Below are 26702 nucleotides of genomic sequence, written 5' to 3'. Positions count from 1 at the left end.
AGCATATGCAACTGAATTCCACCGAAATCAGCGAACTGATCAAGCAGCGCATTGCTCAGTTCAATGTCGTGAGCGAAGCTCACAACGAAGGTACTATCGTATCCGTAAGTGACGGTATCATCCGCGTACATGGCCTGGCCGATGTCATGCTGGGTGAGATGATTGCCCTGCCGGGCAACCGTTACGCTATCGCCCTGAACCTGGAGCGCGACTCTGTTGGTGCGGTTGTCATGGGGCCCTACGCTGACCTCGCTGAGGGCACGAAGGTCAAATGTACCGGCCGTATCCTCGAAGTTCCGGTAGGCCGCAGCCTGCTGGGCCGCGTGGTTAACACCCTGGGTCAGGCCATTGACGGTAAAGGTCCGATTGAAAGCGACGTTTACTCGCCGATCGAAGTTATTGCCCCGGGCGTTATTGATCGTCAGTCGGTTGATCAACCGGTTCAGACTGGTTACAAATCCGTTGACTCAATGATTCCAATCGGCCGTGGCCAGCGTGAGCTGATCATCGGTGACCGTCAGACGGGTAAAACGGCGATGGCTATCGATGCCATCATCAACCAGCGCGACTCCGGCATTAAATGCGTCTACGTCGCGATTGGCCAGAAAGCCTCCACCATCTCTAACGTGGTGCGTAAGCTGGAAGAGCACGGCGCCCTGGCTAACACCATCGTCGTTGTGGCCTCCGCCTCTGAATCTGCCGCGCTGCAATATCTGGCGCCGTATGCCGGCTGTGCGATGGGTGAATTCTTCCGTGACCGCGGCGAAGATGCGCTGATCGTCTATGATGACCTGTCAAAACAGGCCGTTGCTTACCGTCAGATTTCTCTGCTGCTGCGTCGTCCGCCGGGCCGTGAAGCTTTCCCTGGCGACGTGTTTTATCTCCACTCCCGTCTGCTGGAGCGTGCTTCCCGCGTGAGCGCCGATTACGTTGAGCGTTTCACTAACGGTGAAGTTAAAGGTAAAACTGGCTCGCTGACCGCTCTGCCGATTATCGAAACTCAGGCTGGCGACGTTTCCGCGTTCGTTCCGACCAACGTAATTTCAATTACCGATGGTCAGATCTTCCTGGAATCCAACCTGTTTAACTCAGGTATTCGTCCGGCAGTTAACCCGGGTATTTCCGTATCCCGTGTTGGTGGTGCTGCACAGACCAAGATCATTAAGAAACTGTCCGGCGGCATCCGTACCGCGCTGGCGCAGTACCGTGAGCTGGCCGCATTTTCCCAGTTCGCCTCCGATCTGGACGAAGCGACCCGCAAACAGCTAAGTCATGGTCAGAAAGTGACCGAACTGCTGAAGCAGAAACAGTATGCGCCGATGTCCATCGCGCAGCAGGGTCTGGCGCTGTTTGCCGCTGAGCGTGGTTTCCTGAACGACGTTGAGCTGGCGAAAATCAGCAGCTTCGAAGCCGCACTGCTGGCGTTTGCCGATCGCGACCACGCCGAGCTGATGCAGAAAATCAACCAGTCTGGTGATTACAACAACGAAATCGAAGAGCAGCTGAAAAAGCTCCTCGAAACGTTCAAAGCAACCCAGTCCTGGTAACGTCTGGCGGCTTGTCTGAAAAGGCAAGCCGCAAGGCTTTGAGGAGAAGCTAAATGGCCGGCGCAAAAGAGATACGTAACAAGATTGGAAGCGTGAAAAACACGCAGAAAATCACTAAAGCGATGGAAATGGTCGCCGCCTCCAAAATGCGTAAAACGCAGGAACGCATGGCGGCCAGCCGTCCGTATGCAGACACCATGCGCAAGGTGATTGGTCACATCGCGCTTGGTAATCTGGAATACAAGCACCCTTACCTGGAAGAGCGCGACGTCAAGCGCGTCGGCTATCTGGTCGTTTCTACCGACCGCGGGCTTTGTGGTGGTTTGAACATTAACCTGTTCAAAAAATTGCTGACAGACATGAAAAGCTGGTCCGATAAAGGCGTTGAGTGCGAACTGGCGATTATCGGTTCGAAAGGCCTGTCTTTCTTCGGTGCTGTTGGCGGCGATATCGTCGCGCAGGTTACTGGCATGGGGGATCACCCTTCTCTGTCCGATCTTATCGGGCCGGTAAATGTGATGCTGCAAGCCTATGACGAAGGGCGTCTGGATAAGCTGTTTATCGTCAGCAACAAGTTTAACAACACCATGTCGCAGTCACCGGTGATCAGTCAGCTGCTGCCGTTACCGCCAGCAAAAGGCGAAGAAGAAGCTGAACTGAAAACCAAGACCTGGGACTACCTGTACGAACCCGATCCGAAAGCGCTGCTGGATACTCTGCTGCGTCGTTACGTCGAATCGCAGGTATATCAGGGTGTTGTAGAAAACCTGGCCAGCGAGCAGGCCGCGCGTATGGTGGCGATGAAAGCTGCAACCGATAACGGCGGTAACCTGATCAAAGAGCTGCAGTTGGTTTACAACAAAGCTCGTCAGGCCAGCATCACCCAGGAACTTACCGAGATCGTCTCGGGGGCCTCCGCGGTTTAACAGGTATATCCGGCCTGCGCGGCCTGATATGAACGAATTAGGTAGAGGATTCAAGATGGCAACTGGAAAGATTGTCCAGATTATCGGCGCAGTAGTTGACGTCGAATTCCCTCAGGACGCGGTACCTAAAGTGTACAACGCCCTGCGGGTTAAAAATGGTGACGTGACCCTGGTGCTGGAAGTTCAGCAGCAGCTGGGCGGCGGCGTAGTGCGTACTATCGCCATGGGCTCTTCTGACGGCCTTAAGCGTAGCCTGCCTGTAGAAGACCTGGCCGAGCCGATCAAGGTTCCGGTAGGTAAAGCGACCCTTGGTCGTATTATGAACGTGCTGGGCCAGCCTATCGATATGAAAGGCGAGCTGACCGAGGAAGACGGTAGCGCAGTCGAAGTTTCTTCTATTCACCGCGCCGCGCCGAGCTATGAAGATCAGTCAAACTCGCAGGAACTGCTGGAAACCGGCATCAAGGTTATCGACCTGATTTGTCCGTTTGCGAAAGGCGGTAAAGTGGGGCTGTTCGGTGGCGCAGGCGTAGGTAAAACCGTAAACATGATGGAGCTTATCCGTAACATTGCGGCTGAGCACTCAGGTTACTCGGTATTCGCCGGCGTGGGTGAGCGTACTCGTGAGGGTAACGACTTCTACCACGAAATGAGCGAATCCAACGTTCTGGATAAAGTTGCGCTGGTGTATGGACAGATGAACGAGCCGCCGGGCAACCGTCTGCGCGTAGCATTGACCGGTCTGACCATGGCGGAAAAATTCCGTGATGAAGGCCGCGACGTACTGCTGTTCATCGATAATATCTACCGTTACACCCTGGCGGGTACGGAAGTATCAGCACTGCTGGGCCGTATGCCTTCAGCGGTAGGCTACCAGCCGACGCTGGCGGAAGAGATGGGCGTTCTGCAGGAGCGTATTACCTCCACCAAAACCGGTTCAATCACCTCGGTACAGGCCGTATACGTCCCTGCGGATGACTTGACTGACCCGTCTCCGGCAACCACCTTTGCTCACCTTGACTCAACCGTTACGCTGAGCCGCCAGATTGCGTCTCTGGGTATATACCCGGCCGTTGACCCGCTGGATTCCACCAGCCGTCAGCTCGATCCGCTGGTTGTTGGTCAGGAGCATTATGACGTAGCGCGCGGCGTGCAGTCTCTTCTGCAGCGTTATCAGGAGCTGAAAGACATCATCGCCATTCTGGGGATGGATGAGCTATCTGAAGACGATAAACTGCTGGTGTCACGTGCGCGTAAGATCCAGCGCTTCCTGTCTCAGCCGTTCTTCGTCGCAGAAGTATTTACCGGTTCTCCCGGAAAATACGTCGCGCTGAAAGATACCATTCGCGGCTTTAAAGGCATCATGGACGGTGAATTCGACCATCTGCCAGAGCAGGCGTTCTACATGGTTGGCGCCATCGAAGAAGCCGTGGAAAAAGCGAAGAAACTGTAATTCTATACCCTGAACTACTCAGGCCACGCGGCGAACGCCCGGCGGCCTGAAGTATAAAGGGAATAGTTTTTCTGGAGGTTGGTTATGGCTAACACATTTCATCTGGATGTGGTCAGCGCGGAAAAACAGATGTTTTCCGGGCTGGTACAAAAAATCCAGGTGTCTGGCAGCGAAGGTGAGCTGGGCGTATTCCCGGGACATGCACCGCTGCTGACTGCCATTAAACCTGGTATGGTGCGCATCGTTAAAGAGAAAGGTGAAGAAGAGTTCATTTACCTTTCCGGCGGCGTACTGGAAGTGCAGCCGGCTATGGTAACCGTACTGGCTGACACGGCGATTCGTGGTAAAGACCTCGATGAAGCGCGGGCGCTGGAAGCGAAACGCAAAGCTGAAGAACGCATCAATGGTTCGCACGGCGATGTGGATTACGCTATGGCGTCGGCAGAGCTGGCGAAAGCGCTGGCTAAGCTACGCGTTATCGAGCTGACCAAAAAAGCGATGTAATCAGGTTCAGGCTGATAAAAGCCAGTCCCCAGGGGCTGGCTTTTTTATGGCTGCCGTTTACTCAGCGCCTGCTGTATCCTGCGAGAAAATAAATGCGCCTCAGGTTGCTTTGGCACATACCTTGTTTATCAGCTAAAAATAAGCGTAGTCTTAGGTTAGCGTTTTTGCGGTGACATCAGGCGGCTTATCTATCAGATGCGCCCTTTTTCAGCCCTTGTGGCACAAGGATCGCGGCTAATTTTGCCGTAAGAAAAATGTCGAATTTTCACCGCATAACTGGTTTACTCACAACATTCCATTAATGGACAGGAATCCTATGTCAAACAGCGCGATGAGCGTGGTGATCCTTGCGGCTGGCAAGGGAACTCGTATGTATTCTGACTTACCCAAAGTTTTGCACCCGCTGGCCGGAAAGCCGATGGTCCAGCATGTGATCGACGCCAGCCTGGCTCTTGGCGCACGCAAGCTAAACCTGGTATACGGGCACGGTGGCGATCTGCTGCGGTCAACGCTGAATGATAAGAGACTTAATTGGGTGCTTCAGGCTGAACAGCTGGGTACCGGCCATGCCATGCAGCAGGCCGCCCCGCATTTTGCCGATGATGAAGATATCCTGATGCTGTACGGCGACGTGCCGCTGATTAGTACCGACACCCTGCATCGTCTGCTGGCGGCTAAGCCGCAGGGCGGTATTGGCCTGCTGACGGTTATTCTGGACGATCCCAGCGGCTATGGTCGCATCGTGCGCGAGAACGGTGCGGTAACCGGCATCATCGAGCATAAAGATGCCAGCGACGCGCAGCGAGAGATCAATGAAATCAATACCGGTATCCTGGTCGCCAACGGCGCCGATCTGAAACGCTGGCTGAGCAAGCTGACCAACAATAACGCGCAGGGCGAGTTTTATATTACCGATATTATCGCTTTCGCCCATCAGGAAGGGCGTGAAATCGCCGCCGTTCATCCGGCGCGTAGCAGCGAGACCGACGGCGTTAATAACCGCCTGCAGCTGGCGACGCTCGAACGTATTTATCAGCGTGAGCAGGCGGAAAAACTGCTGCTGGCTGGCGTTATGCTGCGCGATCCGGCGCGTTTTGATTTACGCGGTACCCTCGAATGCGGCCGCGACGTTACGCTCGACTGCAACGTCATTATTGAAGGCCGCGTGGTGCTGGGCGATCGGGTTACCATCGGCGCCGGCTGCGTGCTGAAAAACTGTACCATAGCCAGCGATAGCGTTATCAGTCCTTACAGCATCATTGAAGATTCCCGGCTGGCGAACGAGGTCACCGTCGGGCCTTTTGCCCGCCTGCGTCCTGGCAGCGATCTGGCTGAAAAATCGCACGTCGGCAACTTTGTCGAAATGAAGAAAGCCTCGCTGGGCAAAGGCTCGAAAGCCGGTCATCTCAGCTATCTTGGCGACGCCGACATCGGCAGCAACGTGAACATTGGCGCCGGCACCATTACCTGTAATTACGATGGCGCGAACAAATCGAAAACCGTTATCGGCGACGACGTGTTTGTCGGCTCGGACACCCAGCTGGTGGCGCCGGTCAGCGTGCCGGACGGCACCACCATTGCTGCTGGCACTACCGTAATGAAGGATGTTCAGGCGCCGGGCCTGGTTTATAACCGTAAAGAGCAAAATTTAAACACCGCCTGGCATCGCCCGGTGAAAAAGAAATAAGCATTAAAAAACCCTCCGCGAATGAGAGGGAAAAATAAGCCCGCAGCTTTCAGGCTGCCGCACCTGGCTAGGGGACAGCATCCTTGAAGACATTGCTTCAGGCTGTGGTCCCCGCAAGGCGGCGCAAAGAAAAATGCAGGCGGCCCCAACTCTCTACAAGGCTCGGGGCGATCGGGTTGTCGGATAACGCAAATGGCGATTAACGCCATTTTGTCAGGAACATAAAACATGTGTGGAATTGTTGGCGCTGTAGCTCAGCGCGATATCGCCGAAATCCTGATTGAAGGATTGCGTCGACTGGAATACCGCGGTTACGACTCCGCTGGGATAGCGATTGTTAATGCCCAGGGCGACGTTGCTCGCATCCGGCGGCTAGGGAAGGTGCAGAAGCTGGCCGAGGCCGTTGGCGAAGCGCACCCTGCAGGAGGAACCGGCATTGCCCATACCCGTTGGGCTACGCACGGCGAGCCTTCTGAAACGAATGCGCATCCGCATATTTCTGAACATATCGTTATTGTGCATAACGGCATTATTGAAAACCACGAGCCGCTGCGCGAGCAGCTGTTGGCCCGCGGCTATAAATTTGCCTCAGAAACCGACACCGAAGTGGTGGCGCATCTGGTTCACTGGGAGCAGCAGCAAAACGGCGGTAGCCTGCGTGAAGTGGTGCTGCGGGTTATTCCGCAGCTGCGCGGCGCCTACGGCATGGTGATAATGGATAGCCGCGATCCTGGCTCGCTGGTGGCAGCGCGTTCCGGCAGTCCGTTGGTCATCGGGCGAGGCGTTGGTGAAAACTTTATTGCCTCCGATCAGCTGGCGCTGCTGCCGGTGACCCGCCGCTTTATTTACCTCGAAGAGGGCGATATCGCCGAGATTAGCCGCCGTAATGTCACGGTTGTCGATCGCCAGGGGCAGGTAATAAACCGTCCGGAAATTGAATCTAACGTGCAGTATGACGCGGGTGATAAAGGCATTTACCGTCACTACATGCAAAAGGAAATTTTCGAGCAGCCCAACGCCATTAAAAACACGCTGGCCGGACGCCTGAGCCACGGCAGCGTCGATCTCTCTGAGCTGGGGACCGAAGCTAACAGTTTACTGTCTCAGGTCGAGCATATTCAGATTGTCGCCTGCGGCACCTCTTATAATTCCGGCATGGTAGCGCGCTACTGGTTCGAAGCGCTGGCTGGCGTTCCCTGCGATGTCGAGATCGCCTCGGAATTTCGCTATCGCCGCTCGGCGGTGCGAAAAAACAGCCTGCTGATCACCCTGTCGCAATCGGGTGAAACCGCCGATACGCTGGCTGCGCTGCGTTTGTCAAATGAGCTTGGCTACCTCGGCTCGCTGGCTATCTGCAACGTTGCCGGTTCATCGCTGGTGCGAGAGTCCAGCCTTGCGCTGATGACCAAAGCCGGCACTGAAATAGGCGTTGCCTCTACGAAGGCCTTTACCACCCAGCTGACTGTACTGCTGATGCTGGTGGCGAAAATAGGGCGTCTGAGAGGGATGGATGCGGCAATGGAGCAGGAGATTGTTCACGGCCTGCAAGCGTTGCCTAACCGTATCGAACAGATGCTGTCCCAGGATAAACGCATTGAAATGCTGGCGGAGGATTTTTCCGACAAGCATCATGCACTGTTCCTTGGGCGCGGCGATCAGTATCCGATCGCGATGGAGGCGGCGCTAAAGCTGAAAGAAATCTCCTATATTCACGCAGAAGCTTATGCGGCGGGCGAGCTTAAACATGGTCCGCTGGCGCTGATTGATGCGGATATGCCGGTAATCGTAGTGGCGCCTAACAACGAGCTGCTGGAAAAACTGAAGTCCAATATCGAAGAGGTCCGCGCCCGCGGCGGCTTGCTGTATGTTTTTGCCGATCAGGACGCCGGTTTCGCCGATAGCGAGGGAATGCGTATTATCTCTCTGCCGCACGTTGAAGAGGTGATTGCGCCAATCTTTTATACCGTTCCGCTACAGCTGCTCTCCTATCACGTTGCCCTGATTAAAGGCACGGATGTTGACCAGCCGCGCAACCTGGCGAAGTCAGTTACGGTTGAGTAATCCACGCATCGCAGCGAGGTTAGCGACGCGTTAGCGCTGAAAATGTAAAAAGTCCGGTAAAAGCTACCGGACTTTTTTATGTCGGATCACCAGAAAAAATTGACACCCTCACGCAGAAATTTTTTCGGCAGGTAATTTTTTAATCCGGTCGCCTCGCTGAATTCGATTAAGTCCTTCAATGAGTGGCCGCCGATTTTCCCATAAATTACCTGAAGACGGTTTTCAATGGTTCTCTTTGACAGGTGCAATGTTTTTGCTATCTCATTCGCAGTGAGCTTTTGCAGCGCGTAAAATATAATATCCAGCTCTTTTTCTGAAAAGTCATCTACCGGCGGGTTCAGGGAAATGACCGAAGGCTTTAAATTTTTAAAAAAATCATATACCGAGATGAAGTTAAACTTCTTACCGTAAAAAACCGTCCCTAAAACATCACCCCGGTGGTTATAAATAGGAAATTTTGGGAAATACCACGGCGCCATTATCTGCTCTCTTCCGAAAGTAGAGGTTGTGATTATTTCAGCGCCGTCTCTGGATTGCTCTGCTTTCCTGTCATGGGATTTAAAATCATCGCTGAAATCTGACCATTGGCATGGCATCTCTTCATCCATGCGTCCTTCAAAGTCAAAGCCTTGTCGAATATTAAATAAATCAAGACAAGAATCATTTAGATAAACGAATCTGGATTGATTATCCTTTATTGCCCAGGGAATGCTGGCTTTTTCCATAATGGAAATAAGAGGTATATTGTTAATTGAATCAATGACTAAGTTGGATTCTTTGTCAGAAAGGTTTTTTTTCTCGTCCATGTATATCAACTCCTGTGCTGTTACATATAGCTTTAAACAAGCGAAACGAATCTAATTTCTCTATCGGTAGCGGTATAAACTGGCCGATATATTTGGTACCATAGTCTCTCTCTATACCACGGTAGTTTAGATTAACTTATATTTTCTGGTAAGCGCAATCTTATTGTTAGCATTCAGGCCTGGAGTTGTCTGCGTTAAGTGGAGTAATGATTACTCTATTTAAAATGAGATAAATAACTAAGAATCAATGAAGCAAAGTTGATTCATTTATAAAGGTCAGCACCAGGGAAGTTTTACCATCGAATAAATAGATAGAACATAATAAAAATATAATATTTTCATAGCATTAAAATTATCCATTATAGTGTAATGAACATTGAGCGATCTGTGTTCAGGCAAGATACTGATCGTGCTATTAATAAGCCAAATTCCAATCCGACCCTCACGACTATTTATCTTACCTTCCTGACATCTGATTGCGCATTTCTATAAATAATAAGCTGATTATCTTTGGTGAGACGTTAAACTATTTTACTATGAGTTTTTACTCATTAAGAATATCGACAACGCCACCGGAGAAACGCCAGTATGCGCGATCTGCCCCCGACTGCCACGCTACGCGCCTTTGAGGTCGCCACCCGACACGCTACCTTTACCTCTGCCGCAGAGGAGCTGCATATCACGCAAAGTGCCGTCAGCCACCAGCTTAAAAATCTGGAAGATATGTGGGGCGTTCAGCTATTCCAGCGAGGAAAGACCTTAAGTCTGACGCCAGCCGGCGCCACATTAGCGCCGATTGTGCGTGAATTCTTCATTAATCTGGAATCCACCCTTGCCGGATTGAGAGAGCAAAAGGGCCGGACCCGGCTTAAGGTCAGCACCAGCTATTCCTTTGCGCTGAGGTGGCTACTTCCCCGGCTTCCGGACCTGTCGCGACAGCATCCGGAAATTCTGGTCTCGCTGGAGACCATAAACAAAATCATCAATTTTTCACAGACAGAATCCGATGTTGCCATCCGGTTTGGCAGCGGTAATTATCCGGGCTTGTTTTCGGAGCTTTTATTAAGAGAGCAAATATTTCCCGTCGCCAGCCCTGGTCTGCTGCAGCGCTTCGGCACGCCCCATGAGCCGGTCGAGCTGTTACGCTTTCCGCTGCTGATGCGTGACGGTTCCGACCTGGTGCCAAAATGGGAGCAGTGGTTTCAGCAAAGTGGCATCAGCGTTCCCGCCAGCGCGGAAAGCGTCAGATTTGCCGATAGTAATATGACGATTGAGGCAGCGCTGCTGGGGCAGGGGGTCGCTCTGGCACGCAGCGGGCTGGTTGAAAAGGAGATGGTTAACGGCAGCCTGATCAGGCTGTTTGACCTGCCGTTCCCTTCGCCAGTCGCTTACTATTTTGTCTGTCCAAAAGGTATCGAAGCCCAGCCTCACATCATCAACTTTCGCGGCTGGCTGCGGGCGCAAGCTAACCTTGCTCAGCAAGAGTGGCTGTGAATGATGAGTATTTATTCATGGTGAAGTGAGAAGACTTTGCTTTGATAATAGCCATTAGTTACTTAGGATGAGGAATGCCTGTTTATATCATTTCACTCATTCTTTTTGCCGCCCTGCTGCATGCCAGCTGGAACGCGCTGCTGCGCGGAGGGGCGGACAGACTCTGGTCAATGACCATCATGTGCGTGGCGGTAGCGCTCGTCAGCGTGATCATTGCGCTTTTTCTACCGCCACCGGCCAAAGCCAGCTGGATTTATGCCTTGCTGTCGGCAGCGCTGCACGTTGGCTATAACCTGTTTCTGGTTCGAAGCTATCAGGTTGGCGATCTCGGGCAAACTTACCCCATTGCTCGCGGTTCTTCACCCATATTAATTGCCATCGCTGCCGCCGTTTTCGCCGGAGAGAGGGTGGAGATAAGCACCCTGCTGGGAATTATTCTGGTATCAGGCGCGATTATCTCTCTGGCATTCAAAGGACGAAAGCTCTCTGCTCCGGGGCTGCCATACGCACTGGGAACCGGGTGCTTTATTGCGGCTTACAGCGTGACTGACGGGATCGGCGTGCGTCTGGCCGGCGATCCAATGGCCTATACAGCGTGGATGTCCGCCCTGTGGGGAATTATGATGCCGCCGGTATATGTTGCTTTACGCGACGCGAAGAGCCTGTTAACCCCGCGCCCCGGATTCGTAACCGCCTTTGCCGGCGGCCTGGTTTCTTTGCTGGCCTACGGCATTGTTATTTACGCCATGACTCACGCACCGATGGGGGCCGTCTCAGCTTTACGTGAAACCAGCGTGCTGTTTGCCGCGCTGATCGGCTATTTTTTCCTCGGGGAGCGGCTAAGCGTACGTAAGTTACTGGCGTGCATGGTTATTGCCGTCGGTACTGTCATCATTGGCTAGATGTTGGGTCAGCTAATGGCCTGAGTATTACGCGTGAAATTGTCTGTTAGCTAAAATGCCGGACCGACCGGCGAACCAGGTGGAGAAAGTCATGCCAGATAATATGTCTGCCCAGTGCCACTGTGGCGCGGTAACCTTTGACGTTGAGCTTATCGAAGGGTTGAACGGCGCGCTTCGCTGCAACTGCTCATTATGCCGCATGCGTGGCGCGGTGGTGCTCTCAGCCCGGCGTATTAAAGTGACCGCAGGAAGCGATAAGCTTACGGAGTACCGTTTTAACAGCAAAGAAGTCGCGCATTATTTTTGCGCGCTATGCGGTATCTATACCTTCCATCAGCGTCGTTCTAATCCCGAACTGTATGGCGTCAACGCTGCTTGCCTTGAGGGCATCTCCCCCTTTGATTTTGCCTCTGTAAAGGTGATTGATGGCAATAACCATCCTAAAGATGGCGGTGCGGGCGGCGTGGCAGGCTACCTGAGCTATACAGCAAAGTGATATTCAGCGAAATGGCGCTTACTTGCCCGTCCTTCCCGATCTGACAGGGTCGCAGTAAAGCGCTTATCACCTGTCGATCGGGGGCCTTCGGTCAGATCGGCATTTAATTCTGCGTCGCCGGGCAGCAGGGTAATCGGGTGCTAACGCGCAGTGCAATCAGCGCGGCGGCCGTTAGCATGATTGCGGAAGCAGTAATAAAAACCGTCGTCACGCCGCCTGCGCTGAACATGATACCTCCGAGCGCCGCGCCTGAGGCGATGGAACATTGTACCGAGGCCACCACCATACCGCCGGCGCTTTCTGCCTGATCGGGCAGCACGCGGGTAACCCAGTTCGACCAGGCCACCGGCACGCCGCCAAAAGCCAGACCCCATAGCGCGACCAGTATCATCAGGCCGTTTAACGTGACCGGCAGCAAAATGATACTCAGCGCCGCGACGCCAACCAGGGCTGGCATCACTATCAGCGTCAGATGCAGGCTGCGCTCCATTAGCCATCCTGCCAGCAGCGTACCGGCAAAATTAGCGACGCCAAAACCCAGTAGCAGCAGAGAAAGCTGGTCGATTCCGACCGCTACCACGCTTTCCAGCGCCGGTCGAATGTAGGTGAAAAGCGCGTACTGGCCGGTATGCGCCAGGACGCAGCCCAGCATCCCGATGCCAATGCCCGGTCGGCGTAGCAATGCAACAACCGAAGCCGTTTGTGTAACGCGCCGTGGCGCCATGCGGGGAAGGGTGAGTAGCTGGAAGCTCAGCGTCACGCCGCCAACGGCGGCGGCGGCCCAGAAAGCGCTGCGCCAGCCGTACAGGCCGCCTAAGTAACTCCCGAGCGGAATTGACACTACGGTTCCCACCGCGATGCCGCTGAAAATAATCGCCAGCGCGCGCGGCAGGCGCTTTTCCGGTACCAGCCGCATTGCGACGGCGGCCGCCATGCTCCAGAAGCCACCGAGGGCGATGCCCAGCAGGGTGCGCATTGCCAGCAGCATTAGCAGGCTTGAAGACAGCGCCACCAGCAGGTTAGAGACGATCATTAACAGCGTGAAGCTCAGTAGCACCCTGCGCCGATCGAAGCGGCGCGTTAGTGCCGGTACCAGCAGCCCGGCCAGCAGGGCAGAGACCGCTGTGACGGTAACGGCTTGGCCCGCCAGCGCTTGCGGGACGCCGAGCTCGGCGGCCATTGGCGTCAGCAGGCTGGCCGGCAGATATTCCGCGGTTAACAGCCCGAATACGCCCATCGCCAGTGAAAAAACCGCCAGCCATGCCGGCTCGGCGTTAACCGTGGTCGAAAGATCCTCATTACTCATCGTAATCACCCTTAAACGTTAGTGCAGCGCAAAAGTCTAAGCAGGCGGGACAGGATGATCTATGATTGTCAGTCCCGATATTTTGACTGAAAAGCCGGAAATGAAGACTCAGATGCCCTTTGCTTTATCGTCAGAGCTGATTAGCGAGTTACTGACCGGAATGCGCCTGAACGGCGTTCAGTATCGCCGCATTCAGACCGGACCTGCGTTTGGTATGAGCTTTGCCGCCAGGCCGGGATACGCATATTTCCATTATCTGGCCGTGGGTTCGGTTATCCTGCGCACCGCCGACGGCGAGGAATACCGGCTTGCGGCCGGTAACGCGGTGCTGCTTCCACACGGCGGCGCCCACCAGCTGCTTTCCGGCGCCGACGTGCCGGCGCGGGACATCAATAGCTTCGACGCCGCGCTGCTTGGCGATACGGTAGGGGGAGTCAATACCTGCCCAAGCCAGGATACGGTTCCCGGCGCTATTTTATTTTATGGCTGTATGAGCTTCGATCTGGGGGCAATGCATCGCCTCGGCAGACTGATGCCTGAAGTAATGGTGGCGGATGCCAACGGCGACTTTTACCCGGGCCTGCTGCCGATTCTGGATGCGATGAAACAGGAGATTTGCTCCGGGCGCATTGGTTTTGCCGGTATCCTTGCCCGCCTTGCTGATGTGGTTGCGGCGATGATTGTGCGCGGGTGGGTGGAAAGCGGCTGCAATAATGCCTCAGGGCTGGTTGCTGCGCTGCGCGATCCCCGGCTGGCGCGCGCGCTGCTGGCGCTTCACCGCCATCCGGGGGAGAGCTGGACGGTTTCCTCGCTGGCGGCGCAGTCGCATCTTTCCCGCTCGGTATTTGCCGGGCGTTTTCAGGCCACAATTGGCATATCGCCATTACGCTACGTTACCGAACTACGTATGCGACTGGCGCGGCAATGGCTTATCCACGACAGGCTTTCGATCGACGCCGTGGCCCTGCGGCTGGGCTACACCTCGCAGGCTGCCTTCAGTCGCGCTTTCAAACGCATTACGGGCTATTCGCCTGGTGCGAGTCGGAAAAGCTAATAGAAGAGCTTGGGCGGGCGCTGTTACGATCAGCATTCCATCAGGCCGACAGCGGCTAGCTGGAATGGTAGACCTTTTTTCATCGGTGATATTAGAAAAGAAAACTAGTTTCGTTTAGAGTTTTTCTCTTAACATATAGTTAAATTCAGAAGAGTTATTTTCCATTCTTGTTGAATAATTACTCTGTCAGGTTTTAATTGTTTATTTAATTTATCATCTTGTGATTAATTTTAATGTGTTTGTTATTGTTAATTTTGACCATGTATAACGTATTTTTCTCACATGTTTGATATAAGATCTAGTTCTTCGCTTAATTTTATAGCGTGTTTTGCATTACTAACATCGAGCTTTCTTACTATGTTAGCAATGTGGAATTTTACAGTTCTTACTGAAATGCTAAGAATGATAGCGACCTCTGGATAGGTCTTTCCTAAACCTATCCAGTAGAGAACCTCTTTTTCTCGATGTGTTAAATTTATATTCGGTTTTATTGGGTCTTCTTTTTTTTCATAAAAATAGCTGAATATTTCGTAACAATGGATTACCATTCCGTGTATTTCATTTTTGTCTTTTCTGATATTTTCAATAACTTCCGGGTTGGTTAATTTATTTACGTAGAATGATAGTAGTACCATGATATTTTCCGGACAGTGTAAGATAAACGTCTGGCCGCTAACTATGTCGTGATAAGGTTGAATGGATTTTATTATTTTATGAATATGCCACTCTGGATTTTCTTTCATATTTTTTTCCCAAAAAAATGGGGAAACGAGTTTCATTGATGTCGCGATAACAGGATCTATGTTCTGGTATCTTTCTTTGAGATAAATATCTAAAAAATAGTCCTCAATATTACTAATTATGATCATGTCTTCCGTTTTTCTTTTTTTATTACTGCATATGCATACTTTATATCTCCGTACTTTGAGATTTTTTGATCGAGGTAATTCCTTATATGAACGTTTTTTTCTTCGTCAGAATCAAAGTTGATGCTCATGTTAAGTTCCTTCTAAACTGGGATTGACTACCAGTGATGTTTCTAGTCCTTCATCCTTTAGCATAATAGATGTTACAGTATAATGCGCGGATGATACCAATAAAATTGGCTGCTTAATTAAAAATTGGTGGTCGTTATCCTCGCGGAATTGCTTAAGGCTTTTCAGCAAATATGGGGGATACCACTATTCAGCGAGGATTAGTGCGAACGGCATTAATCGCCTCTGGCAGATAACCGCAAAGCCGATCTACCGCCAGATCTTAGCCATCGCGGGCGTTTGTGTTCCGGGTATTTCAGAAAGTGGGTGGGGGAAAGGCTGGTAACGATTTGAATAGTGAAAATTGATAGAAAGTCAGTAATGATGTCTGCCGGCTATCAATCTGCTGGCGCTGATCCTCCTCCCTCTTTCAGACTGTTCTCTCTATACAGTATGAACCCGGCCTTAATCCTGATTGTTCTGCTTACACGTTAGTTGGTGGCGATGACCTTGTTAAGCCCGGGTCAACCAGCACCCGAATAGCGACCCTGATCGGTGCAGCTGCCAGCCTTTTATCTGCCGGTGTAGGGAATTCACTCTATTTTTTTAACCTGTTATTTTAAAAACAGAAAAGGCAACCATCAGCGGGGTTCATGACTCAATACTCCTGAATTGTTGAACGATATGACGTAAGTTTTGCAACATAAATGGCGTTTCCCTCCCTCACGATTGGCATATCAATCGCTAAAAAAGTAAGCATTTTTAATCTTTTTTCTCCGCATAAAGATCACTTCCCGTGCGCCGATAATGTATCAGGAAGATTTCCATATCTTTAGGATTAATCCGCTGTTTTTCCTTGTTAAGTGGTATTGGTTTCGGCGGTTGGTGATTTTAATTGTATGTTATTTATCTGTTATTTGACTTTAAGTAAATTTTTTAATCCGTAGCTTAAAATTTTCACAGTTGCACTTTAGTGTTAATAATTGTGAATATTCGTAAAGTTAGACGATAGTGTACTTAATACAGCCCTCTTTTTGCAGAAGTTACTCTGACTAAAAGGTGAAATCAGGCTTAATCATTTCCCGTCTGGCAATACATTAACAATTCTAATCTTAATTTTGACGCACTGCTCCGGGAGCAAATTTATGACATGGCGTAATTGGTTTATGCGCAATTCCAGCGTGGGTGGTGCGGACAGTGAACGAACTCAACCGACCCCGGTGGCTTCTTCTCCCACGGCCTGGATGCTGGAGCCGCGCGTTCTTTTTGATGGCGCCATCGCGGCCACCGTTGCTGAAGCCGCAACCACCACCGCAGAGCATCCGGCGCAGAGCGAAGCCAGCGCTGCCGATAGCAGTAATAATGATAGCCACGGCGCCAGCCAGGATAATGCGCACCAGGCTGCGAGCGCGAATAACAGCAGCGAGGCCCATAGCGATGTGGCTGCCGTTGCCGGCGGTGAAACGCACGATCGTAAAGAAGTCGCCTTTGTTGATACCTCGGTGAAAGATTACCAGCAGCTGGTGGCGGGGATTAAACCCGGCACCGAAGTGGTGCTGATTGACGGTTCTCAGGATGGCTTAAAGCAGATTGCCGACTGGGCAGCCAGCCATCAGGGTTACGATGCCATTCATATTTTTTCTCACGGCTCTGAAGGCAAGCTCAACCTGGGCACGCTGGAGCTGACCGATGCTTCGCTGCAAAACGCCACCGTACAGAGCGAGCTGGCCACCCTTGGCAAGGCGTTAACCGCCGACGGCGATCTGCTGCTTTACGGCTGTGATGTGGCCGGCGGCGATAAAGGCAGCCTGTTTTTAACCGATCTGTCAAACGCCACCGGCGCTGACGTTGCGGCCTCGATTGATGCCACCGGCAGCAGCCTGATCGGCGGTAACTGGACGCTGGAAAAGCATAGCGGCAGCATTGAAACCGCCGCGATGGAGGTTGACTGCTATAGCGACCTGCTGACGGTCATTAACTTCAGCTCCGACGATGGTGATTTGGATTACAGCAGTATCTCGGTGACCCGCCAGATCGATGGCTATACCATGACCTTCTCGTCGGGCAGCGATACCGCCGAAGGTTACGGTATTGGAGCGGATGGTTCGCCGGAGGGCCTTTATGGTCTGAACGCCTCAATTAACGGCAGCAATACTAAAATTGTCATCACCCCGCCCAGCGGCTACACCTTTGATCTCACCGGCCTGAGCGCCAAAGCGAATACCCAAACGCTGCATTTTGTTCTCACCTATGCCGATGGCAGTACCGCCCAATTTGATAAGTCGGTGGCATACGATTCTGATGACTACAGTGTCGTTTCCTTTTCTGCAGGCCAGATTAACGATGTCACCCAGTTGGTGATTACTTCTAATGGCTATTCGGCGCTGCGCGATATCAATATCACCGATATCAAGATGGCGGTGGTTAAACCGTCGGTCACCTCGGCCAGCTACGATGCCAGCAGCCACGTGCTGACCGTTACCGGCGCCAACATGGTGGCCGGCGACACCATCGACGTTTCTAAGCTGACGCTAAAAGGCGAAAACGGCGCCAGCTACACCCTGACCAGCGCTAACGTTACCGCTACCAGCGCGACCAGCTTCAGCATCACGCTTAACGGCAGTGACTGGCTGAACGTTGGCGGATTACTGGATAAAAACGGTACGACTTCCGCCAGCAGCGGCACCGTTTTTAACCTCAGCGCGGCGGCCGGTTGGGACAGCTCCCAGGCCTCGACCCCTGCCGACCTGAGCGGCAACGGCGTCACCGTCAGCAACGTACAGACGCCCACCATCAGCTCTTCAACCTATGACAGCAGCACTGGCCTGCTGACGGTGACCGGCAGCAACCTGGTGAGGCAGAGCGGCGCGAACAACGATATTGACGTCACTAAGCTGACGTTTACCGGCCAGAACGGCGGCACCTACACCCTGACCAGCAACACCAGCAGCGTTGAAATTACCAGCGCCACCTCGTTTAGCGTACAGCTGGGCGCGACCGATAAAGCCATGCTGGCACAGCTGTTAAATCAGAACGGCACCAGCGCCAGCAGCGGCAACACCTATAACCTGGCGGCGGCGGATGACTGGAACGGCCCGATTACCGGCGGCAACATCGCCGATCTTAGCGGCAATGCGATAACCGTCAGCGGCGTGGATGCGCCACCGGTTATTACCAATCTGAACGGCGATAGCGTGGCCTATACCGAAGGGGCTGCGCCGGTACTGCTGGATGTGGGAAGCGATGCCACGGTCAGCGACAGCGATTCAGCCGATTTTAACGGCGGCAACGTTACCGTTGCGATTATCGGTAACCGCAGCGCCGGCGAGGATGTGCTGGGCGTGGTTAATCAGGGTACCGGCGTTGGTCAGATAGGCGTTGCCGGCAGCGTAGTCACCTACGGCGGCCTGGCGATAGGCACCCTGTCCGGCGGAACGGGCAGCACTAACCTGACGATTGCGCTTAACGGCAACGCAACCCCGCAGGCGGTACAGGCGCTGATTCATGCCCTAAACTATCAGAACAGCAACGGCGCCGATCCCTCCACGCTAACGCGCAGCGTTAACGTTAGCGTCGATGATGGTGACGGCGGCGTCACCACGGCAACCCTGTCGGTGAGCGTCATTGGCGTCAACGATGCGCCAACCCTGACGGCAACCGGCGGCAGCGTTACTTATACTGAAAACGGCAGTGCAGTTGCGCTGTTCAGCGGCGCGGCGGTTAGTACCGTCGAGGCCGGACAAACCATTACCGCCATGACGCTTACGGTCAGCAACCTGAGCGATGGCAGCAGCGAACTGCTGCGCATTGACGGTAGCGATATTACGCTGGTCAACGGTGCCAGCGGCACGACGGCAGGCAATGGCCTGAGCTACAGCGTCAGCACCCTCGGCGGCGTGGCGACCGTAAGCTTAAACAAGCCGGCTGGCATTAGCGCCGCCGCCGCTGCGCTGCTGACCAACGGCATCAGCTATCGCAACAGCAGTGAAAACCCCACCGCGGCCAGTCGCACCGTGACGCTGACCAGCATTAAAGACAGCGGCGGTACGGCAAACGGCGGTGTTGATACCACCGCACTGTCGCTCTCTGCCAGCGTTAACGTTGTGGCGGTGAACGATGCGCCGACGATTAGCGCCCCGGCAACCCTGAGCGTGACGGAAGACGTAGCAAGCGGCCTGAGCGATATCAGCTTTAACGACGTTGATGCAGGCAGCGCCAGCGTAACGGCGACTTTCTCGGTCGGCAGCGGCGTATTGACCGCCATCAGCGGCGCCGGCGTTAGCGTTAGCGGCAGCGGAACCGGCAGCCTGGTGATGCAGGGCGCGATTGCCGATATCAACGCGTTTATCAGCGCAGGCAAGCTGGCCTTCACCACCGCCAGCAATGCGACCGGCAGCGTAACCCTGAATATTTCGATTGATGATGGCGGCAACAGCGGTATCGATCCGGGCACCAGCGGTACGGCCAGCTCTGAGGCTGCCTCCACCAGCGTAACGCTTAACGTTGCTGCCGTTAATGACGCGCCGGTCAATGCCGTGCCCACGGCCCAGCTGGTGCAGCAGGATGGTGTGCTGGTGTTTAACGACGCGAACGGTAATCGCATTGCGGTAAGCGATGTTGATATCGGCAGCGGTGCGATGCAGATAACCCTGACGGCGACCCACGGCGTGCTGACGCTAAGCTCGACCAGCGGCCTGACCTTCAGCGTTGGCAGCGGCAGCGGCGTGCAGACCATGACCTTCAGCGGCAGCATTAGCGCTGTTAATAATGCGCTCAACGGCCTGATTTATACCCCGGTTGAAGGCTACAGCGGCAGTGCTACTCTGCAAATCGTTAGCAACGATCAGGGCAACACCGGTTCCGGCGGCGCGCAGAGCGACAGCGACGTTATCGATATTAACGTTAACCCGAACGTGCCTTATATCACCAGCGTCAGCTCCTCCGCGCCAAATGGCACCTATAAGGTGGGTGACGTGGTGGATATTACCCTGACCTTTAGCTCAGCGGTTACCGTGAACGGCGGTACCCCGGCCCTGCTGCTGGAAACCGGCGCGGTTGACCATCAGGCAAACTATATTTCCGGCTCCGGCAGCAACACGCTGACCTTCCGCTACGTGGTACAAAGCGGTGACGCCAGCGGCGCCCTTAACTACGCCAGCACCTCGGCGCTACAGCTTAACGGCGCGACGCTGCGCGATGGCAACAGCCAGGATGCTTCTGCGCAGCTGCCGGCGCTGGCCTCGCTAAACTCCCTCAGCGGTCAGAAAGAAATTACCATTGACGGCGTGGCGCCGACCGCCAGCATTACCCTTGCCGACAGCGCGTTAAAAAGCGGCCAGACGACTACGGTGACCATTGCTTTCAGTGAAGCGGTGACCGGCTTCAGCTATGACGACCTTGTCGTCTCCAACGGCACGCTGAGCGGCCTCAGTTCGCAGGATGGCGGCCAGACCTGGACGGCGGTTTTCAGCCCGACGGCGGATATTACCAGCGGCGTTAACTATATTACCCTTAGTGCTGCGGGCGTGACCGATCTGGCTGGCAACGCAGGCCAGGGCATGACGACTTCCGCCAGCTACAGTATTGATACCCAGCGTCCAACGGCGACCGTGACCGTTGCTGACGGCAGCCTGAACGCCGGACAAAGCACCACCGTCACCTTCAGCTTTTCAGAGCCGGTTACCAACTTCAGCAATCAGGATATCATCGTGGTTGGCGGCAGCCTCAGCGGCGTGACTTCGGCGGATGGCGGCCAAACCTGGACGGCGATTTATACCCCGTCAGCGGGCATTACCAGCGCCGCTAACCAGATAACACTCAATGCCTCCGGCGTGAACGATCTGGCCGGTAACGAAGGCTTCGGCGAAATTGACTCGAATAGCTTTAGCATTGATACCGAGCTTCCCTCCGCCAGCATCGTGGTAAGCAGCAGTGCGCTCAAGTCTGGCGATCAGGCGCTGGTTACCGTGACCTTCAGCGAAGCGGTGAGCGGCTTTAGCAGCGCCAATCTGAACGTTGCCAACGGTACGCTCGGCGCCATGAGCAGCAGCGATGGCGGCATCACCTGGACCGGCGTCTTTACGCCTGCTGATGGGCTGAACGGCGTGAGCGGCCAGATTTCGCTGAATACCGGCAGCGTGACGGATTTAGCCGGAAACCACGGCGAAGGAACGGTCCACTCCAACAGCTTCAGCGTGGATACCCGCCCGCCGGTTGCCACTATCGTGGTTGGCGACAGCGCCCTGCGCCAGGGGCAGAGCGCGCCGGTGACCATTACCTTCAGCGAGCCGGTCACCGGATTTAGTAATGCCAGCCTTAACGTTAGCAACGGGACGCTGTCGAACCTGACTTCTGAAGATGGCGGTATTACCTGGACGGGCAGCTTTACCCCGCTCAGCGGCATTACCAGCAGCGCCAACCAGATCGGCATGGACACCAGCACCTTAAGCGATCTGGCCGGCAACCACGGCGCGGGCACCGTCACTTCCAATAGCTTTAGCATCGATACCCGGCCACCGGAAGCCGTCAGCCTGACGTTGAACGCGACGCCTGGGCCGCAGACTCTGAGCTATAACCTGGTGTTCTCCGAGCCGGTAACTGGTGTCGATATCCATAACTTCGTGGTACGCACCAGCGAAGGCACCAGCGCGACGATTCATTCGGTGACGGCGATCAGCCCGACGACCTACCGCATCGATCTCACTGGCGTAACCGGCGTTGGCGCCGTGCGCTTAGATTTCAACGGCGCTGAAAGCGACATCCGTGATCTTGCGGGCAACGGCCTGGAGCAGGGCACCGTTCACGGCGATATTCACGTCAACACCGCGCCGATCGCCAATCCGGGTAGCCTGCAGAACCAAACTGCCACCGGCGGCCAGCCCTTTAGCTACGTGCTGCCGGCCAACGCTTTCGTCAATAAAGACAGCGGCGACACGCTGCGCTACAGCGCCACCCTGGCCGACGGTTCGCCATTGCCCGGCTGGCTGACTTTTAACACGCAGACCGGAACATTATCCGGTAATCCGCAAAATAATGATGCCGGTACGCTAAATATTCGACTTACTGCAACCGATAACAATAACGTGACGGCCTCCGGGTTGCTGACGCTCAGTGTTAATAAGAGCGTTGCCACGCCGTCATTACCCACCAATACCAGCACGCCGGATGGTCGTAATCTGATGCAGCAGCCTGACGGCGGCGCGGATATGAAAGCGATCGGCAGCCACGGCGCCGCGCTGTCGACCTCCGCCAGCGGATCCCATAGCCAGATGGCGACGCTGACGGCAGTTGTTAACAACCAGAGCCCGCTGGCAGCGCCTGGCGGCTTTAACGGCAGCGTAGTCAGCAGCGTAAGCAGCGTGGCAGGCGTGTTTGCCAACGCCGGTCGGGATGGCGGCACGGTGGCGCCTTCGCTGGTGGCCTCGGTATTTGCCGATCATGGCGTCAGCCGCTACGAGACGGGCGTTGTCAGCAGTAAAGTCGCTGATTTCAATCAGCCCCAGGGTGGGAAATCGGTACTGGCCGGCATGTTTGGCGATATTCCGCTGCCAGGCAGCACCGCGCTGGAAGTGTTTAACGGCGGCAGCTGGCATTCGGTGTCACCGGGCAATACGCGTTCTCTGGTTTCGCCAGCGTCGGTATTTGGCGCACCGGTATTCAGCCAGCAAATCAAGTCGCTGGATGAATATCAGCACCTGCAAATCGCCGCGCTGAAAGCGGCGTTGCAAAACGGTAAGAAAACATCCTGAAGCCGCAGTGGCCGGGTTTAACAAACGATAAATTATTAAGCAGGTGATAAACATGCAACGGTGCCCAAAAATCCTCAGCATCGCAATCCTGGCGCTGCTGGCCAGCGGCTGTGCGGTCTCAACGCAGCCGATCGACAAGGCGGAAAGCAGCCGTCGCGCGCAGTCCGATCTGCGCGTGATGTTCAGCAATCAGGAGCCGGTGACCAGGCCGATAACCTTACACGATGCCATGGCCAGGGCGCTGAAGTACAACCTGGAAGCGCGCCTGCGGGTGATGGAGCAGGCGATGGCGCAAAAACAGGTAGACCTGGCCAGCTTTGATATGCTGCCGCGCATGGCCGCTGAAGCCGGTTACGTCACCCGCGATAACGTCAGCGCCTCCAGCAGCCGTAGCGTAGAGCGCGGCGTAACCTCGCTTGAACCTTCAACTTCACAGGATCAGACGCGCCGCGTGGCTGATTTGACCATGGTCTGGAACATTCTCGACTTCGGCGTCAGCTATATCACCGCGCACCAGCAGTCGGATAAGCGCTGGATCGCTGAGGAAGAGCGACGCAAGGTGACGCACACCATCGTACAGGACGTGCAGTCAGCCTACTGGCGCGCCGTTGCCGCCGAGCGCCTGTTACACCGCATTGATGCCCTGATCGACCGCGTCAACATGGCGCGTGAAAACAGTGAGCGTATGTCGGCGCAGAAAGTGGGCGATCTGGTTGAGTCTTATACCTACCAGCGCGCGCTGCTGGATGCGACCCGCCAGCTAGAGGAACAGCGCCGGGCGCTGACGCTGGCGAAAACCGAGCTGGCTACCCTGATGAACCTGCCGCCGGACACCGTATATACCCTGGCGCTGCCGGATGAAGCGAGCCTGACGGTACCGCAGCTGAAGGTGAATTTTACCGAGCTGGAAGAGGCGGCGCTGGTAAACCGTCCTGAGCTGCGCGAGCAGGATTACCAGACGCGCATCAGCGCGTCGGAAACCCGTAAATCGCTGCTGCGCATGCTGCCGGGCATTGAGCTGTCGGTGGGCGGCAACTATGACAGCAACTCGTTTTTGGTTAACCAGAGCTGGGCTGATGCCGGGGTAAAAGTGACCTGGAACCTGTTTAACCTGTTCTCCGGCCCTGCCGCCTACAACATGGCAAAAGCGGGAGAAACCGTTGCTGAAGTACGTCGCCAGGCAATGTCGATGGCGGTGCTGGCGCAGCTGTATGTCGCCCGGGCTAACTATGACGAAGCGCTGCGCCAGTATCGCACCGGCAAAGAACTGCAGAAGCTTGACGTCAATATTCTTGATCAGCTGAACAACCGCTATAAAGCGGGCAGTATCGGCGAGCTCCAGCTGATTCAGGGTGAACTTAACGCACTAAATACCTCGCTGCGTAACGATCTGGCCTATGCTGAACTGCGTAACGCCTATAGCCAGATTTTTGTCACCGCCGGTCTGAATCCGCTGCCGGCTAATCAGAAAATGAATGATATTCCCTCGGTGGAACAGGCCCTTGCTCAGACGGAAAAACGTTGGGCGACCGGTAATATCGCCATGTAAATGTATCGCACTGTGCGCTGAAGCTGATGTTCAGCGCACGGCGAACAGATCTAAGCAGCTGGATGATACCCATGATGAAAAACGCCTTTGATCGCATCTTCCGTCGTCGCACCGCGCTTGCTCTGCTGCTGCTGAGCTGCACGGCGTTCTACGCCCAGGCCGATGAGATAGAAAAAGAATTAAGCCTTCCTCTGGCGGCGTCTACGGCGACCGGCGCGGAAAAACAGGCCAGAGGCGTATTGCGCGCGATCGATCAGGCGGTTCTTTCCAGCGAGCTGAATGCCAAAGTGTTAGAAATGCCGTTCCGCGAAGGCGAAGCCTTTCAGAAAGGCGATCTGCTGGTGCGTTTCGACTGCTCCGCCTATCAGGCGCAGCTGGCTGCCTCTCAGGCGGCGGTGCGCGCTTCGCAGCAGGAATTAAGTCAGAATCGCCAGCTGGCGGAGCTGAAATCGGTCGGTCGCAATGCGGTGGCGGTTGCCGAAGCGCATATGGCGCAGGCGATTGCCGAAAGCCAGGTCTATCAGATCCAGACCAGCCGCTGCCGGGTAACCGCGCCTTTCTCTGGTCAGGTGGTGGCGCGCAAAGTTCAGCAGTCTGAATACGTACCCCAGGGCAAGCCGCTGCTGGAGATCGTCAACAACCAGCATCTGGAAATTAACCTGCTGGTGCCGTCCAAATGGCTGGCGACGCTGAAGCCGGGGCAGAAATTCACCTTTACCCCGGATGAAACCGGCGTAGCGTTGCAGGCGGAAGTGGTTCGCCCCGGCGCGCTGATTGATGAAAGTAGCCAGACACTGTCGCTGACCGGGCGGTTACTTAAGCCGGAAAACGGTTTGCTGGCCGGCATGAGCGGCAGCGCCCGCTTTTCGGGGCAGCCATGAATCAGCAGGCGGCCAGCGCCGAACAGGTTTTGCTGGAAGTTCTGCGGCTGGAAGGCCTGGCACGCCGCGCGGAAAACAGCGAAACCCTGGCCTTTACCATGGTTAATGACAGCCAGACGCTTTTTGGCTTTCGCCATGCCGCGCTGATTATTAATGGTCGGGTGCGGGCGGCGACCGGCGTATCGGTGCCCGATCCGCATTCTCCCTTTGTGGCGTTTATTGAGCGGGCGGGCAGGCAGCTGCTGGCGGCCGGCAAAGCCGATAGCGCCGGTGAAGTTAGCGCCGAATGGCTTGACCAGCAAACGCGCAATGACTGGCTGGCGCTATCTGCGCCGCAAGCCTTCTGGCTGCCGCTCAAGGATCGCCAGCAGCGACCGATCGGCGGCCTGTGGTTTGCCCGTGATGCTGGCTGGCAATCGGCGGAAAGACAGCTTCTGACTCAGCTGGGGGAAACCTACTCTCATGCCTGGCAGGCGCTGGAGCCGCGCGGCGTATGGCGCGTGGGCCTGCCGAAAAAGCGGTTGTTGATTATCGTCGCCGTGGCCGTCTGTGCGCTGTTTATTCCGGTGCGTCAGTCGGTGCTGGCACCGGCCGAAGTAGTGCCGCTCAACGGCCGTATCATCACTGCGCCGCTGGATGGTGTGGTTGCCGACGTGCTGGTAAAACCCAATCAGCAGATCAAAAAAGATCAGCTTTTACTGCGCTTTGATAGCACCACGCTAAAAGCGCAGGCCGACGTCGCCGAGCGGGCGCTGGGCGTTGCCGAGGCGGAGCTGCGCTCGGGGTCACAGCGTGCCTTTCAGGATACGGAGTCTAAAGCCCGTCTCGATCTGCTCACTGCCCAGATGGAGCAGAAAAAATCTGAATTAATGTATGCCAACGAGCTGCTGTCGCGTACTGAAGTGCGCGCCGCGCGCGACGGCATTGCGGTGTTTGCCGATGATGACAGCCTGCGCGGTCGGCCGGTGAAAACCGGTGAAAGGCTGATGGAGCTGGCCGATCCGCAGCAGGCGGCGCTCAAGGTTGAGCTGGACGTCGGCGATGCGATACGGCTTCCGGATAAAGCCACGGTGGCGCTGTTTCCAGACAGCGACCCGCTGTCACGCTATGAGGCGGTGCTTGAGCGTAGCGCCTATGAGGCGACGCTGACGCCGCAGGGCACCCTCTCTTATCGACTGGATGCGCATTTTATTGACGCCGCGCCGCGCATTGGCTTACGCGGTACGGCGAAAGTTTACGGTCAATACACCCCGCTGGGTATCTATTTGTTCCGCCGCCCGGTTGCGGCGCTGCGTAAAGCGCTTGGAGTGTAAC

At 54.9% G+C, this 26702-nt stretch carries 17 protein-coding genes and 1 pseudogene; 14 read left to right on the top strand and 4 right to left on the bottom strand.

From position 1 onward, the window contains the following. Positions 1–5 precede the first annotated feature (5 nt). The 6 genes from atpA (at position 6) to glmS (ending at position 8178) form a co-directional block, all read left to right on the top strand. On the top strand, positions 6–1547 hold the full coding sequence (atpA, locus tag BTJ39_RS10285; protein WP_078002598.1) for a F0F1 ATP synthase subunit alpha: 1542 nt from the start codon (positions 6–8) through the stop codon (positions 1545–1547). A 53-nt stretch (positions 1548–1600) separates the two neighbouring features. Next, complete coding sequence (gene atpG, locus BTJ39_RS10280; RefSeq protein ID WP_078002597.1) at positions 1601–2473, top strand: F0F1 ATP synthase subunit gamma; 873 nt, start codon at positions 1601–1603, stop codon at positions 2471–2473. 55 nt (positions 2474–2528) lie between these two features. Then, positions 2529–3926 (top strand): F0F1 ATP synthase subunit beta, encoded by a 1398-nt coding sequence (gene atpD / locus BTJ39_RS10275; RefSeq protein WP_078002596.1) that lies wholly within the window; start codon positions 2529–2531, stop codon positions 3924–3926. A gap of 84 nt (positions 3927–4010) precedes the next feature. Next, entirely contained in the window at positions 4011–4430 is a 420-nt protein-coding gene (locus BTJ39_RS10270) for a F0F1 ATP synthase subunit epsilon (RefSeq protein WP_078002595.1), read from the top strand. Between the two features lie 316 nt (positions 4431–4746). After that, positions 4747–6117 (top strand): bifunctional UDP-N-acetylglucosamine diphosphorylase/glucosamine-1-phosphate N-acetyltransferase GlmU, encoded by a 1371-nt coding sequence (gene glmU, locus BTJ39_RS10265; RefSeq protein WP_078002594.1) that lies wholly within the window; start codon positions 4747–4749, stop codon positions 6115–6117. A gap of 228 nt (positions 6118–6345) precedes the next feature. Continuing rightward, complete coding sequence (gene glmS, locus BTJ39_RS10260) at positions 6346–8178, top strand: glutamine--fructose-6-phosphate transaminase (isomerizing) (RefSeq protein WP_078002593.1); 1833 nt, start codon at positions 6346–6348, stop codon at positions 8176–8178. An 86-nt stretch (positions 8179–8264) separates the two neighbouring features. On the opposite strand, the gene BTJ39_RS10255 is transcribed toward glmS, so the two are convergent. Further along, positions 8265–8984 carry a helix-turn-helix transcriptional regulator gene (locus BTJ39_RS10255; RefSeq protein ID WP_078002592.1) on the bottom strand — a complete coding sequence of 240 codons (720 nt, stop codon included), beginning with the start codon at positions 8982–8984 and terminating at the stop codon, positions 8265–8267. A 588-nt stretch (positions 8985–9572) separates the two neighbouring features. On the opposite strand from BTJ39_RS10255, the gene gcvA reads away from it, so the two are divergent. From gcvA to BTJ39_RS10240, 3 genes are all read left to right on the top strand, one after another. Next, on the top strand, positions 9573–10478 hold the full coding sequence (gene gcvA / locus BTJ39_RS10250; RefSeq protein ID WP_078002591.1) for a transcriptional regulator GcvA: 906 nt from the start codon (positions 9573–9575) through the stop codon (positions 10476–10478). Positions 10479–10552: 74 nt separating this feature from the next. Further along, on the top strand, positions 10553–11380 hold the full coding sequence (locus BTJ39_RS10245; RefSeq protein WP_078002590.1) for a DMT family transporter: 828 nt from the start codon (positions 10553–10555) through the stop codon (positions 11378–11380). Positions 11381–11471: 91 nt separating this feature from the next. Then, positions 11472–11876, top strand: a complete 405-nt coding sequence (locus tag BTJ39_RS10240) for a GFA family protein (protein WP_078002589.1) — start codon at positions 11472–11474, stop codon at positions 11874–11876. Positions 11877–11979: 103 nt separating this feature from the next. On the opposite strand, the gene BTJ39_RS10235 is transcribed toward BTJ39_RS10240, so the two are convergent. After that, positions 11980–13182 (bottom strand): MFS transporter, encoded by a 1203-nt coding sequence (locus BTJ39_RS10235; protein ID WP_078002588.1) that lies wholly within the window; start codon positions 13180–13182, stop codon positions 11980–11982. A 61-nt stretch (positions 13183–13243) separates the two neighbouring features. On the opposite strand from BTJ39_RS10235, the gene BTJ39_RS10230 reads away from it, so the two are divergent. Beyond that, the gene (locus BTJ39_RS10230) at positions 13244–14236 is read left to right on the top strand and encodes an AraC family transcriptional regulator (protein ID WP_078002587.1); all 993 of its coding nucleotides are present in this window, start codon (positions 13244–13246) and stop codon (positions 14234–14236) included. 278 nt (positions 14237–14514) lie between these two features. Here the strand turns inward: BTJ39_RS10230 and BTJ39_RS25290 are convergent, their stop codons facing one another. Both BTJ39_RS25290 and BTJ39_RS25285 read right to left on the bottom strand, forming a co-directional pair. Continuing rightward, positions 14515–14784, bottom strand: coding sequence for a helix-turn-helix transcriptional regulator (locus BTJ39_RS25290; RefSeq protein WP_277869772.1), 270 nt, complete (start codon positions 14782–14784; stop codon positions 14515–14517). After that, positions 14779–15153, bottom strand: a pseudogene (locus tag BTJ39_RS25285) (autoinducer binding domain-containing protein); the annotation flags it as partial. The pseudogene BTJ39_RS25285 and the gene BTJ39_RS25290, both read right to left, overlap by 6 nt. A gap of 1202 nt (positions 15154–16355) precedes the next feature. Here BTJ39_RS25285 and BTJ39_RS10220 point away from each other — a divergent pair. The 4 genes from BTJ39_RS10220 to BTJ39_RS10205 all read left to right on the top strand — a co-directional run bounded on the left by BTJ39_RS10220 (position 16356) and on the right by BTJ39_RS10205 (position 26701). After that, the gene (locus BTJ39_RS10220; RefSeq protein ID WP_078002585.1) at positions 16356–22958 is read left to right on the top strand and encodes an Ig-like domain-containing protein; all 6603 of its coding nucleotides are present in this window, start codon (positions 16356–16358) and stop codon (positions 22956–22958) included. Positions 22959–23010: 52 nt separating this feature from the next. Continuing rightward, on the top strand, positions 23011–24507 hold the full coding sequence (locus BTJ39_RS10215; RefSeq protein ID WP_078002584.1) for a TolC family protein: 1497 nt from the start codon (positions 23011–23013) through the stop codon (positions 24505–24507). A gap of 74 nt (positions 24508–24581) precedes the next feature. Further along, positions 24582–25388: an efflux RND transporter periplasmic adaptor subunit gene (locus BTJ39_RS10210; protein WP_078002633.1), complete on the top strand. Its 807-nt coding sequence runs from the start codon at positions 24582–24584 to the stop codon at positions 25386–25388. Next, complete coding sequence (locus BTJ39_RS10205; RefSeq protein ID WP_078002583.1) at positions 25385–26701, top strand: efflux RND transporter periplasmic adaptor subunit; 1317 nt, start codon at positions 25385–25387, stop codon at positions 26699–26701. The genes BTJ39_RS10210 and BTJ39_RS10205 overlap by 4 nt, the downstream gene beginning before the upstream one ends. The last annotated feature ends 1 nt before the right edge of the window (position 26702 follow it).

Source organism: Izhakiella australiensis (assembly GCF_002006995.1).
GTDB lineage: Bacteria > Pseudomonadota > Gammaproteobacteria > Enterobacterales > Enterobacteriaceae > Izhakiella > Izhakiella australiensis.
This window is presented reverse-complemented; position numbering and strand designations above follow the sequence as displayed.

What these genes read in the sequence shown, in the direction of transcription:
- atpA (WP_078002598.1), top strand. Translation starts at nt 6, where the DNA reads ATGCAACTGAATTCCACCGAAATCAGCGAACTGATCAAGCAGCGCATT.
- atpG (WP_078002597.1), top strand. Translation starts at nt 1,601, where the DNA reads ATGGCCGGCGCAAAAGAGATACGTAACAAGATTGGAAGCGTGAAAAAC.
- atpD (WP_078002596.1), top strand. Translation starts at nt 2,529, where the DNA reads ATGGCAACTGGAAAGATTGTCCAGATTATCGGCGCAGTAGTTGACGTC.
- BTJ39_RS10270 (WP_078002595.1), top strand. Translation starts at nt 4,011, where the DNA reads ATGGCTAACACATTTCATCTGGATGTGGTCAGCGCGGAAAAACAGATG.
- glmU (WP_078002594.1), top strand. Translation starts at nt 4,747, where the DNA reads ATGTCAAACAGCGCGATGAGCGTGGTGATCCTTGCGGCTGGCAAGGGA.
- glmS (WP_078002593.1), top strand. Translation starts at nt 6,346, where the DNA reads ATGTGTGGAATTGTTGGCGCTGTAGCTCAGCGCGATATCGCCGAAATC.
- BTJ39_RS10255 (WP_078002592.1), bottom strand. Translation starts at nt 8,984, where the DNA reads ATGGACGAGAAAAAAAACCTTTCTGACAAAGAATCCAACTTAGTCATT.
- gcvA (WP_078002591.1), top strand. Translation starts at nt 9,573, where the DNA reads ATGCGCGATCTGCCCCCGACTGCCACGCTACGCGCCTTTGAGGTCGCC.
- BTJ39_RS10245 (WP_078002590.1), top strand. Translation starts at nt 10,553, where the DNA reads ATGCCTGTTTATATCATTTCACTCATTCTTTTTGCCGCCCTGCTGCAT.
- BTJ39_RS10240 (WP_078002589.1), top strand. Translation starts at nt 11,472, where the DNA reads ATGCCAGATAATATGTCTGCCCAGTGCCACTGTGGCGCGGTAACCTTT.
- BTJ39_RS10235 (WP_078002588.1), bottom strand. Translation starts at nt 13,182, where the DNA reads ATGAGTAATGAGGATCTTTCGACCACGGTTAACGCCGAGCCGGCATGG.
- BTJ39_RS10230 (WP_078002587.1), top strand. Translation starts at nt 13,244, where the DNA reads ATGATTGTCAGTCCCGATATTTTGACTGAAAAGCCGGAAATGAAGACT.
- BTJ39_RS25290 (WP_277869772.1), bottom strand. Translation starts at nt 14,784, where the DNA reads ATGGTAATCCATTGTTACGAAATATTCAGCTATTTTTATGAAAAAAAA.
- BTJ39_RS10220 (WP_078002585.1), top strand. Translation starts at nt 16,356, where the DNA reads ATGACATGGCGTAATTGGTTTATGCGCAATTCCAGCGTGGGTGGTGCG.
- BTJ39_RS10215 (WP_078002584.1), top strand. Translation starts at nt 23,011, where the DNA reads ATGCAACGGTGCCCAAAAATCCTCAGCATCGCAATCCTGGCGCTGCTG.
- BTJ39_RS10210 (WP_078002633.1), top strand. Translation starts at nt 24,582, where the DNA reads ATGAAAAACGCCTTTGATCGCATCTTCCGTCGTCGCACCGCGCTTGCT.
- BTJ39_RS10205 (WP_078002583.1), top strand. Translation starts at nt 25,385, where the DNA reads ATGAATCAGCAGGCGGCCAGCGCCGAACAGGTTTTGCTGGAAGTTCTG.